1 protein-coding gene and 1 pseudogene are annotated in these 2219 nt (G+C 33.2%); one reads left to right on the top strand and one right to left on the bottom strand.

The features are described 5' to 3' along the window. Positions 1-213, top strand: a pseudogene (locus EP737_RS26070) (hypothetical protein); the annotation flags it as partial. A 147-nt stretch (positions 214-360) separates the two neighbouring features. Here EP737_RS26070 and EP737_RS20620 read toward each other — a convergent pair. Continuing rightward, positions 361-1431, bottom strand: a complete 1071-nt coding sequence (locus EP737_RS20620; protein ID WP_129730513.1) for an acyltransferase family protein — start codon at positions 1429-1431, stop codon at positions 361-363. Positions 1432-2219 lie beyond the last annotated feature (788 nt).

Genomic DNA, 2219 nt, shown 5'->3' with positions numbered 1-2219 from the left:
TGGATTTATTTCGTTGTTAATTTAATTATAGATTGCATCTATTCATTTGGTTTCAGAGCTTTATGGAAAAAACTCAAAATTACAACTAGTGAAGGAAACTTATCTCCTCTCGAAGGGATTATTATCATGACAATAATTGCTGTCACTCTTTACGTGTATCAAATGTGGCAAGAAGGATTGATTTGTAGAGAAAATAAAATTACAGAAGAATAGAGTTCTTATTAAACGAACGAGTGCTAATTAACTCTCGCTTTCGAATCTTATGTCAACATGAAGGAGGCTGTCCCCAAAGATCGTTAAAACGACCTTTGGGGACAGCCTCCTTCATGACGTGATGAATCCCGTATTAAAACTGCTTTTTTATCGGAATTCCTTATACTCCACATTTAATTTTGTAGAGTGTTTAGCGTGAATGTGTAGAAAATGTAATAAAAATGCTCTGATTTTATGCTTATTCTCTATGAGTAGTATAGAAATAAAAAGAGGGATACTTACACCTAAAATGGTATATAGAATATTCCCATAGTCTATAAATTGCAGTAAGATTTTGTTGATTCCTATATGTAGATACATAATTATTAAACCTCTATGGTTAATAAAGGAAAGCAGAGATACGATTTTTACGGATTTAATGAGTTGGAATATCCCACAATATGAAATTATCATTATAAAGGGAATGAATAAATCAAGAATGTAGTTCCCAAAAACGAGATATTTAATGCTAAGATGATAATCTAGTAAATTACATTCTTGGAGTGTAATACATCCAGCTGTTAATAGGGTGCACATGCCAGTCAGTAAAGCAGGAATCTGCTTTAAATACGTTTTCGCATAGTACCCGATGCTATAGTAACAAAGGGCAAGCATGGACGTATCTACATTCCAGGGTACGAATACATGAAGGGACGGCTCAGAACCGTCTAATGTACCTACATACCAGCCTTCGATATGAGAAACGATATAAAAAGCAAGAATAAATAGCAAACGCGCTGTCGTTCGTTTGAATAACAGAAAGATCACCTGGAATAAAAGCTGTGTGAAAAATAAACAAGTAATAAACCAAAATACTCCATAGTAGCTTGTAATAAATCGTCCCCCAACAAGCAAACTTCCTATATCCTTCATATACCAACTGAAAGAGAAGTTTCCATGTGTGAGTTCCCCTATATAGCGAAACGCAGTAAATATCCCTAAATATGTAAAGTAAGGGATAAGGAGACTATGTGCTCGTTTTTTTATATAGAACCTCATTTGTGACCACTGTGTAATTGGCTTTGACACGTAGCCGCTAAAGAGAAAGAAAGCAGGCATATGAAACCAATAAATATAAGTGATAAAGTCATTGTGATTATATGCATGCCCTGCAACGACTAGGATCATTGCGAATCCTTTTGCTGCATCAAGCCAAGTTTCACGCTTTGCGTCTATCATGTTTTTACCCCTCATGATCATAATAGTACCTAATGTTATAAGAAATTTTAGTGAAAGTTTCTTTTATTATTGGCTTTTAAACCTTTTGTAAGCAAAAAAACACATTTTTAAATATACATTCATCTTCTTAAATAAAAATAAATCAAGTTGTATTTTGATATAGATGAATACTAAATAGGAGAAACCACATATTTTGGGTAGCGGTAATGTCAAAAAACCCAGCATCATAGCATCAGAAATCAGTGTTTTGGTTCTTGAAAACAGGTGGGAAAGAGGGGGCCTTTCAAATTAGCAAGCGCCTGTAAATTTCCTTATCGTTGGTTATTTAGGGGAAGGCTTGCACAGACTTTATAAAAAAATTCTTCCTAAACACCATATGATAGCACTTAGAATAACGATGTTTATTTATAGTTCTGTGTTTCTTGTTATTGCCATAGAAATTTGGGTTATTGATCTGGAGTCTGTTCTTAAACTGGGGTAGTCATACCCACTTACTTTCAAGTCAACTCTATACATACCATTTTTTATAGGTTTCTAGATACATTGAATTCCGATAATAAACTATTATATAAATCTCACATGAATATGATATACATAAAATCCTTAAAAAAATACGGTAATATAAACCAAATAAGAGTTTTTATGGAGGCTATATGAGTTTTATTGGTTCTGGTGCAAAGATAATTTATAAAAAACGTAGGATATGAATTTTCTACTAACTTACGGATTATGATACGATACCGAACAGCTTATCAATGAATTCTTTTCGATTTTGGACAGATTTCACT

Origin of the sequence: Ectobacillus funiculus, assembly GCF_004138295.1 — a bacterium.
GTDB lineage: Bacteria > Bacillota > Bacilli > Bacillales > Bacillaceae_G > Ectobacillus > Ectobacillus funiculus.
The sequence above is the reverse complement of the archived record's forward strand: the minus strand, read 5'-3'. Positions and strand labels throughout refer to the sequence as shown.

Coding starts and splice junctions, on each gene's coding strand:
- EP737_RS20620 (WP_129730513.1), bottom strand. CDS start 1,431: ATGATAGACGCAAAGCGTGAAACTTGGCTTGATGCAGCAAAAGGATTC.